A 9,079-nucleotide genomic window follows, 5' to 3' on the forward strand; every position below is an offset into this window, starting at 1 on the left:
TGGGAGCTGGCTTGCCTGCGATGGCGCTGGGTCAGCTTGCACATTTACTGCTGATACTCCGCTATCGCAGGCAAGCCAGCTCCCACAGTTTTAATCGGGTTTCGTCAGTAACATCCTTTCTTCACCCACTTCCTCGGCATACCGTGCCACCACCGTTTGGCACAGCGCCACAATCTCTTCCACCAACTCCACCCCCACGCGCCATGACACCACCACCTGCAAGTTCGGTAGTTTTTGCGCCATGGGCAACATCACCAACTCACCCCGTGCCAGTTCTTCGCTGACCAGTACCGGCGGCAGCGCGCCAATGCCGAAACCATCGCGTAGCAACCGGGTGATTGCCGACACCGAATTCACGCAGTTCATCCGTGGCGCGGCCACGCCGTTGGCTTGCATCAGGCTCAGCACGTCCTGATGCGGGTGGGAGTTTTTCGAGTAAGTGATGATGCGTTCCTGGGCCAGTTCGGCGAGGGAGGCATAGTCGCGGTTGTAGATGGAGTGGCTGGCGACGATCCAGGCCATGGGATGGCTGGCCAGTTCCAGGCTGCGCACGGTTTCCAGGCGCAACAGGTCGGTTTGCAGGATCAGGTCGAGGAAGCCTTTTTGCAGCTGATCGCTGAGGTTAAGCGCGGTATCGGCGATCAACTCGATTTCCACCAGCGGAAAATGATCCATCAGTTCCGCCACCAGTGGGCTCAGCCAGGTATGGATGACCGTGTCCATCACACCGATCCGAATACGCCCGACCTTGCTGCTGGTGGTTTCCAGGGACTGCTTCAGGCCCTGCATGGTCACCATCATCTGCTCGGCGTAATCGAGCACCTTCAAACCTTCCGGGGTCAGGCTCACACCCCGTGAGTCGCGCAGAAACAGCTTCACGCCCAATTCGCTTTCCAGCACGGCGATACGGCTGGAAATCGAGGCCTGGGTGGTGAACAGCTTCTCGGCGGTCAGGCGAAAGCTCTTGAGCTTGGCCACCCAGACGAAGGTTTCGAGGAACTTCAAATTCATGGGATCAACTTTTCTTATGCATGGATCGGTTTTTATTAGTTGGACGCCGCGCGGGGCCAGCGCCAAAAATCGAGTTATTCCACGATAAGCGTCGTTGGGGGCTCAGGACAAGTTGCGAGTTCTGCGTAAAAAATCCCACACTACAAAAAAATAAAGCCTACAGGAGTACCCCACCGTGAGCCGCTTGCTACTGAACTGCGACATCGGCGAAAGCTTCGGTAACTGGACCATGGGTCTGGACGCCGAGGTCATGCCGTTCATTGATTGCGCCAATGTGGCCTGCGGCTTCCATGCCGGCGACCCGAGCATCATGCGCAAGACGGTCAGCCTGGCGCTCAAGCTTGGCGTGCAGGTCGGTGCGCACCCGGCGTATCAGGACCTGCAAGGTTTCGGCCGCCGCTCCATGGCCTACACGCCCCAGGAAGTGCAGGACCTGCTGCATTACCAGATCGGTGCCCTTGACGGTATCTGCCGTGCCCAAGGCGGGCGGGTCAGCTACGTCAAACCCCACGGCGCGATGTACAACGACATGATGGCCAACCCTGCGCAGCTGCGTGCCGTGATCCAGGCCGTGGCGGCTTATGGCGACTTGCCCCTGATGCTGCTGGCCACCCGCGATAACAGCGCGGCCCAGGCCCTGGGTGATGAATATGGCGTGACCTTATGGTTCGAAGCCTTTGCCGATCGCGCCTATGACGCCAATGGCCACTTGGTTTCCAGGCAGTTGCCCGGGGCGGTGCATCACGACTCCGACACCATCTTGCAGCAAGCCTTGACCATTTCCCGTGGCGAAGCCCTCACCGCCAGCGACGGCAGCGCCTTGGTCTTGCGGGCCAACACCCTGTGCGTGCATGGCGACAACGCCAGTTCGGTCGCTGCGGTACAACGCATCCGCGAGGCGTTGAAGTCCGCATGAAGCCCCGCATTGAAGTGGTAGCCATCGACTGCCTGATGGTGCGTCTGTTCGACGTGATTGCCGAAGCCAATATGCCGTGGATGCTCGCTGCCACTGGGCGGCTGCGCGAGGGGTTTGGCGCCGCATTGGTGGATCTGGTGCCGTCCTACACCACCTTGATGGTGCATTACGATCTCACGGCGTTGAGCCCGGCCCAGGCGCGGGAGCTGATCGACGTGGCGCTGGCGGACCTGCAACCCCAAGCCCAGGGCAGCGGCCAGTCCCACGTGCTGCCGGTGTGGTATGACTTGAGTGTCGGCCCTGAATTGACCTTGCTCAGCCAGCGCAGCGGCTTGACGGTCGACGACGTGATCCGTCGCCACAGTGCCCACGACTATCAAGTATTCGCTCTCGGCTTTGCCCCGGGTTTCGCCTTCATGGGGCTGGTGGATGAAAGACTCGCCACACCGCGCCTCGACACGCCGCGCAAACGCATCGCTGCGGGGAGCGTGGGTATCGCCGAACGGCAGACCGCCGCCTATCCGGTGGTGTCGCCAGGCGGTTGGAACCTGATTGGCCGCACCCCGGCCAAACTCTTCGACCGCGAACGCGACGGCTACAGCTTGATGCAACCCGGCGATACGGTACGTTTCGAGCCGGTCGACCATGCGGAGTTTATCAACCTGGGTGGCGATGACACGCCGTTGGAGGCGCAGGCATGAGCCGCTTGTTGATCGAGGCCAGTACGCCGCTGTGCCTGTTGCAGGATGCCGGCCGCTTTGGTGTGCGTCACCTGGGCGTGACCCAGGGCGGGGCGCTGGACTGGGTGTCGATGTCTTGGGCCAACTGGCTGCTGGGCAATGCGCTGGATGCGCCGGTGGTGGAAATCACCCTGGGTGGTTTTACCGTGCAGGCCGAGGATTATTGCCTGTTGGCATTGGCCGGAGCGGATCTGGGCGCGTACATCGATGAACGCGCGATCAGCCCGGGCCGCAGTTTCATCCTGCAAAAGGGCCAACGGCTGCGTTTCACCCAGCCGTTCAGCGGTGCCCGTGCCTATCTCGCGGCACCGGGTGGGTTTGATGCGCCGCAGGTGTTGGGCAGTTGCGCCACGGTGGTCCGCGAGGCGCTGGGTGGTTTGGATGGTTTCGGCAAAGCACTGGTCGAAGATGGGCGCCTGGCTTATTCAGGCACAGGAGGGGCGATGAAGGTGCTAAATGCGCCTGCTCTGCCAGCCCAAGCGGTGCTGGACGTGATTGTCGGTGCCCAGATCGGTCAGTTCAGCGGCCAAAGCCTGTTTGATGCGTTCAACACCGAATGGGCCCTCGACAGTCGCGCCGACCGCATGGGCATGCGGCTGTTGGGCACGCCGCTGCAGTATCAGGGGCCTTCACTGATTTCTGAAGGCATTCCGCTGGGGGCGATCCAGGTGCCGCCGGATGGGCAGCCGATTGTGTTGCTTAATGATCGCCAGACCATTGGTGGCTATCCGCGTCTGGGGGCGTTGACACCGTTGTCGCTGGCGCGGCTGGCACAGTGCCTTCCGGGGGAGAAGGTGCGGTTGGCGCCGATGGTGCAGCAAACAGCCCACCAGCAGCACATCGACTTCTTAAAGCGCCTGACCACAGCCTAAAAATACATGAAGATCAAAATGTGGGAGGGGGCTTGCCCCCGATGGCGGTAGTTCAGCCACTGATGTATTGACTGACACACTGCTATCGGGAGCAAGCCCCCTCCCACATTTGATTCTCCAACATGATTGAGGCCTGTGTTTATTTGGAGAGAAAGCGCATCCCTTCTTCCAGCCCGCGCAACGTCAGCGGATACATCTGATCCTCCACCAACTCCCGCACAATCCCCGTCGACGCCGTATAGCCCCACGTGTCCTTGGGATACGGGTTAATCCAGATCAGTTTCTTGTACTTGGCCATGAAACGCTGCATCCATACGTACCCCGGCTCTTCATTCCAGTGCTCGACGCTGCCGCCGGCCTGGGTGATTTCGTAGGGGGCCATCGACGCATCGCCGATAAAGATCACTTTGTAATCCGCCCCGTACTTGTGCAGCAGGTCTTGTGTGGAAGTGCGCTCCGAGGTGCGGCGCTGGTTGTTCTTCCACACCGACTCGTACACGAAGTTGTGGAAGTAGAAGTACTCCAGGTGCTTGAACTCGGTCTTGCACGCGGAGAACAGCTCTTCGCAGATCTTCACATGGGCGTCCATCGAGCCGCCGATATCGAACAGCAACAGCAGCTTGATGGTGTTGCGCCGCTCCGGGCGCATCTGGATGTTCAGCAAACCGGCATCGCGGGCGGTGTGGTCGATGGTGCCGTCGATGTCCAGCTCTTCCGCCGCCCCTTGGCGTGCGAACTTGCGCAGACGGCGCAGGGCGATCTTGATATTGCGCGTGCCCAGTTCCACCTGATCGTCGAGGTTCTTGTACTCGCGCTGGTCCCACACCTTCACGGCCTTGCCCTGGCGCTTGCCCGCATCGCCGACACGGATGCCTTCCGGGTTGTAGCCGCCGGAGCCAAACGGGCTGGTGCCGCCGGTGCCGATCCATTTGTTGCCGCCGGCGTGGCGCTCCTTCTGTTCTTCCAGGCGCTTCTTGAATTCCTCGATCAGTTTGTCGAGGCCGCCGAGGGACTGGATCTGCGCGCGCTCTTCATCGGTCAGCGAGCGTTCGAACTCCTTGCGCAGCCATTCTTCAGGAATCAGCGCCTGCAAATGGTCGTCGAGCTTTTCCAGGCCGTTGAAGTAGGCGCCGAACGCTCGGTCGAACTTGTCGAAATGCCGTTCATCCTTCACCAGGATGGCTCGGGCCAAGTAGTAAAACTCGTCCATGTCGGCGAAGGTCACGCGCTGTTTCAGGGCGTTGATCAGGTCGAGCAGCTCGCGCACCGACACCGGCACCTTGGCGGCGCGCATCTCGTTGAACAGGTTGAGCAACATCAGCGATTACCGCGACGGCTCATGAACGCCAGACGCTCCAGCAACTGCACGTCTTGCTCGTTCTTGACCAAGGCACCGGCCAGGGGCGGGATCGCCTTGGTCGGGTCACGCTCGCGCAGCACGGCTTCGCCGATGTTGTCGGCCATCAGCAATTTGAGCCAGTCCACCAGCTCGGAGGTGGACGGTTTTTTCTTCAGACCCGGCACTTTGCGCACATCGAAGAACACGTCCAGAGCTTCGCTGACCAGGTCTTTCTTGATGTCGGGGTAGTGCACGTCCACGATCTTTTGCAGGGTGGTGCGGTCGGGGAAGGCGATGTAGTGGAAGAAGCAGCGGCGCAGGAACGCGTCCGGCAGCTCTTTTTCGTTGTTGGAGGTAATGATGATGATCGGGCGTTTCTTGGCCTTGATGGTCTCGTCGATTTCGTAGACGTAGAACTCCATCTTGTCGAGTTCTTGCAGCAGGTCGTTGGGGAACTCGATGTCGGCCTTGTCGATTTCATCGATCAGCAGGATTACCCGCTCTTCGGATTCGAACGCTTCCCAGAGCTTGCCCTTCTTCAGGTAGTTGCGCACGTCGTGCACTTTGTCCACGCCCAACTGTGAGTCGCGCAGGCGGCTGACCGCGTCGTACTCGTACAGCCCCTGATGGGCCTTGGTGGTGGACTTGATGTGCCAGGTGATCAGCTTGGCGCCGAAGGATTCGGCCAGTTGTTCGGCGAGCATGGTCTTGCCGGTGCCCGGTTCGCCCTTGACCAGCAGCGGTCGCTCCAGGGTGATGGCGGCGTTGACGGCCAGTTTCAGGTCATCGGTAGCCACATAGGCCTGGGTGCCTTCGAACTTCATCGGTCATTCCTCGAATTCATCAATGCCCGGACTATACCGCGCAGCCCCGGCGACTGTGAACGCAGGCGGATTATTCAGTCTCTGAATGAGCGGTCACATTCAATCCGTCGAGGGTTTGGGTTGTTCATACCGCGCATTGAAGGCCTGGATGAAACCGTTACGCAAAATCGCCAAAAAGGCGGAGAACGCGCTGACATTTTGCTGGTGCACGCTGCCGCTGAGCTCTACACGGGTGGCAAACTGGTTTTTGTTCTGGTTTTTCAACACGGTTTCGCCGGCGCCGACCACGGCCTCCCAGATCGAGCGGAAGATGTTCTTGTCCTTGTTCTCGACGTCTTGTTTCCAGTCGAACACCTCTACATCGCGCAGCAGCGGCTTGATATAGCCTTTCAACTGGCCTTTTTCGGCTTGGGCCTCGATCACCACATCGCCGGTGCCTGCCTTGAAGTCGAATTTGCCGTAGGCCGAGGCGAACTCGTTCATACGCTTGAGTTGCAGGTCCTTGGCGCGGAAACGGAATTCGAAATCTTCGAAATTGCTCAATGGGTCAAAGGTGGCGGAGGCTTCCAGAGGGGCTTGGCCCTGCAACAAGGCCTTGCCTTCGAAGCTGGCGTCACGCTTGCCCTGAACGTCGACCACATTGGTCAAGTTGTAGAAACTGGCGTTCACCGAACTGGCCTTGATATTCACCGGCGGCTTGGAGGTAAAGTTGTGGAAGGCGATCTTGCCGTCCTGAATGCGTACTTCATTGAGTGTGATCGGCAACAGTTTGCCCAACTGCTCACGCCAGTCGGTGCCCTTACCGGTCTGCGAGGATTGCTGGTTGCCGCCGTCGACAAAATTCAGCTCTGGCTCGGAGAACTGTACCTCGGCCACCACGGCATGGTCGTACCACAGCGAATGCCAGCTCACCGACAGATCGATCACCGGCGCCGTGACGAACGGCACTGGCACCTTGCCATCGACCTTGACGATCTGCAGGCCGTTGATCCGGTACGCGCCGCGCCACAGCACCACATCTACATCAGTGACCTGGCCACGGTAATCGCCCATGTCGGCGAGCTTGTCATTGAGGTAATTGCGCACCAGATAGGGCAGGGCCAGGTCCAGGGCGATCAACAGAACCACCAGTACGGCGACGATCCATAGCAGCCCACTGTAGCGACGTTTCATGAGCAGGTTCTCCAACGGTATAGGCGATGGACCTTCGCGGCGGACGCAGCGTTCCCCTGACTGGACGCCTCGGATGACGAGGCATACCCTTGTTGCTTTCTTCAAATCGCCTTAAGGACCCCGTCATGAGCCGCATCTTTGCAGACAACGCGCACTCCATCGGTAACACGCCCCTGGTGCAGATCAACCGCATCGCACCGCGTGGCGTGACCATCCTGGCCAAGATCGAGGGGCGTAACCCGGGGTATTCGGTGAAGTGCCGTATTGGCGCAAACATGATCTGGGATGCCGAAAGCACCGGTAAGCTCAAGCCGGGCATGACCATTGTCGAGCCGACGTCCGGTAACACCGGCATTGGCCTGGCGTTTGTCGCCGCGGCCCGTGGTTACAAGCTGCTGTTGACCATGCCGTCGTCCATGAGCATCGAGCGACGTAAAGTGCTCAAGGCCCTCGGCGCCGAGCTGGTGCTGACCGAGCCGGCCAAAGGCATGAAGGGCGCTATCGAAAAAGCCGGCGAAATCGTCGCCAGTGATCCCTCCCAATACTTTATGCCGGGCCAGTTCGAAAACCCGGCCAACCCGGCAATCCACGAAAAAACCACCGGTCCGGAAATCTGGAACGACACCGACGGCGCGGTGGATGTGTTGGTGGCGGGCGTGGGGACTGGCGGCACCATCACCGGCGTATCGCGTTACATCAAGAACATTGCCGGTAAACCGATTCTATCGGTGGCGGTTGAGCCGATCATCTCACCGGTGATCACACAAGCGCTGGCCGGTGAAGAGATCAAACCCAGCCCCCATAAAATCCAGGGCATCGGTGCTGGTTTCGTGCCGAAAAACCTCGATTTGTCGATGGTCGACCGGGTGGAGCTGGTGACCGACGATGAGTCCAAGGCCATGGCGCTGCGCCTGATGCAGGAAGAGGGGATTTTGTGCGGTATCTCCTGTGGCGCTGCCATGGCCGTGGCCGTGCGCCTGGCCGAGAAACCGGAAATGCAGGGCAAGACCATCGTGGTGATTCTGCCGGACTCGGGTGAGCGCTACCTCTCGAGCATGTTGTTCAGCGATTTGTTTACCGAGCAAGAGAACCAGGCTTGATTTGAGTCAGCGCCGATAAGCTGGGCCTTCTGCATACTGGCCCAAGTGTTTATCATGGCCGGCTGCTACGTCTGCTGTTGGCCAGGCGCTTATTTTCAGGAGTTGCTGCATGACCTTTTCTTTGGCCGCCAAACTGTCGGTGTTGTCGCTGTTTATCGGCAGCATTCTGTACGTGCACCTGCGCGGCAAGGCGCGTTTGCCGGTGTTGCGTCAGTTCGTCAACCATTCGGCGCTGTTCGCCCCTTATAACGCCTTGATGTACCTGTTTTCGGCGGTGCCGTCCAAGCCCTACCTGGACCGCAGCAAGTTTCCGGAGCTGGATGTGCTCAAGGACAACTGGGAAGTGATCCGCGAAGAGGCCATGCACCTGTTCGACGAGGGTTACATCCGCGCAGCCGAAAAGAACAACGACGCCGGCTTCGGTTCGTTCTTCAAGAAGGGCTGGAAGCGTTTCTACCTCAAGTGGTACGACAAACCGCTGCCATCGGCCGAGGCGTTGTGCCCGAAGACCGTGGCCCTGGTCAGCAGCATTCCCAATGTCAAAGGCGCGATGTTCGCGTTGTTGCCCGGTGGCAGCCATCTCAACCCGCACCGCGATCCGTTCGCCGGTTCCTTGCGTTATCACCTGGGCCTGTCCACACCGAATTCCGACGACTGCCGCATCTTCGTCGATGGCCAGGTCTACGCCTGGCGCGACGGTGAAGACGTGATGTTCGACGAAACCTACGTGCACTGGGTGAAGAACGAAACCGAAAAGACCCGCGTGATCCTGTTCTGCGACATCGAACGCCCCTTGAGCAGCCGCCTGATGACTCGCGTCAACCGCTGGGTCAGCAAGCAACTGGGTCGCGCCACCGCGCCACAGAACCTGGATGACGAGCGTGTGGGCGGGATCAACCAGGCCTATGCCTGGAGCAAGACCTTCAGCGACAAGTTCAGTGGTGTGGTCAAGCAGTGGAAGCGCAAGCATCCGAAAGCGTACCGCATTGCGCGGCCGGTGTTGGCGGTGGTTGTGCTGGTGCTGCTGTGGAAGTGGCTGTTCGGCTGATTTGAAATACTAAACGCGGTCAAAATGTGGGAGGGGGCTTGCTCCCGATAGCGGTG

Annotated in this window: 9 protein-coding genes; 5 read left to right on the forward strand and 4 right to left on the reverse strand. The window is 59.7% G+C overall.

All coding sequences use genetic code 11. The annotated features are described in order from the left end of the window. Positions 1-90: 90 nt before the first annotated feature. The gene (locus ACRESD_RS08120; protein WP_431750450.1) at positions 91-1,011 is read right to left on the reverse strand and encodes a LysR family transcriptional regulator; all 921 of its coding nucleotides are present in this window, start codon (positions 1,009-1,011) and stop codon (positions 91-93) included. A gap of 175 nt (positions 1,012-1,186) precedes the next feature. Here ACRESD_RS08120 and ACRESD_RS08125 point away from each other — a divergent pair, with 175 nt between their 5' ends. Genes ACRESD_RS08125 through ACRESD_RS08135 form a run of 3 tightly spaced genes read left to right on the forward strand, consistent with a single transcriptional unit; the run spans position 1,187 to position 3,539 of the window. Further along, on the forward strand, positions 1,187-1,927 hold the full coding sequence (locus ACRESD_RS08125; protein ID WP_431750451.1) for a 5-oxoprolinase subunit PxpA: 741 nt from the start codon (positions 1,187-1,189) through the stop codon (positions 1,925-1,927). After that, the gene (locus ACRESD_RS08130; RefSeq protein ID WP_431750452.1) at positions 1,924-2,628 is read left to right on the forward strand and encodes a 5-oxoprolinase subunit B family protein; all 705 of its coding nucleotides are present in this window, start codon (positions 1,924-1,926) and stop codon (positions 2,626-2,628) included. Before ACRESD_RS08125 ends, ACRESD_RS08130 begins: the two co-directional genes overlap by 4 nt. After that, positions 2,625-3,539, forward strand: coding sequence for a biotin-dependent carboxyltransferase family protein (locus tag ACRESD_RS08135; protein ID WP_431750453.1), 915 nt, complete (start codon positions 2,625-2,627; stop codon positions 3,537-3,539). The genes ACRESD_RS08130 and ACRESD_RS08135 overlap by 4 nt, the downstream gene beginning before the upstream one ends. 139 nt (positions 3,540-3,678) lie before the next feature. Here ACRESD_RS08135 and ACRESD_RS08140 read toward each other — a convergent pair whose 3' ends face one another. The 3 genes from ACRESD_RS08140 to ACRESD_RS08150 form a co-directional block, all read right to left on the reverse strand. Continuing rightward, positions 3,679-4,857, reverse strand: coding sequence for a vWA domain-containing protein (locus ACRESD_RS08140; RefSeq protein WP_431750454.1), 1,179 nt, complete (start codon positions 4,855-4,857; stop codon positions 3,679-3,681). Then, positions 4,857-5,702 carry an AAA family ATPase gene (locus ACRESD_RS08145; RefSeq protein ID WP_003210690.1) on the reverse strand — a complete coding sequence of 282 codons (846 nt, stop codon included), beginning with the start codon at positions 5,700-5,702 and terminating at the stop codon, positions 4,857-4,859. Before ACRESD_RS08145 ends, ACRESD_RS08140 begins: the two co-directional genes overlap by 1 nt. 99 nt (positions 5,703-5,801) lie before the next feature. Next, complete coding sequence (locus ACRESD_RS08150) at positions 5,802-6,875, reverse strand: DUF748 domain-containing protein (RefSeq protein WP_431750455.1); 1,074 nt, start codon at positions 6,873-6,875, stop codon at positions 5,802-5,804. A 125-nt stretch (positions 6,876-7,000) separates the two neighbouring features. Here ACRESD_RS08150 and cysK point away from each other — a divergent pair, with 125 nt between their 5' ends. Together cysK and ACRESD_RS08160 are read left to right on the forward strand one after the other, a co-directional pair. After that, entirely contained in the window at positions 7,001-7,975 is a 975-nt protein-coding gene (cysK, locus tag ACRESD_RS08155) for a cysteine synthase A (protein ID WP_431750456.1), read from the forward strand. A gap of 109 nt (positions 7,976-8,084) precedes the next feature. Next, positions 8,085-9,023, forward strand: a complete 939-nt coding sequence (locus tag ACRESD_RS08160; protein WP_431750457.1) for an aspartyl/asparaginyl beta-hydroxylase domain-containing protein — start codon at positions 8,085-8,087, stop codon at positions 9,021-9,023. Positions 9,024-9,079: the final 56 nt, after the last annotated feature.

This window comes from Pseudomonas sp. (assembly GCF_050739995.1).
Classification (GTDB): domain Bacteria; phylum Pseudomonadota; class Gammaproteobacteria; order Pseudomonadales; family Pseudomonadaceae; genus Aquipseudomonas.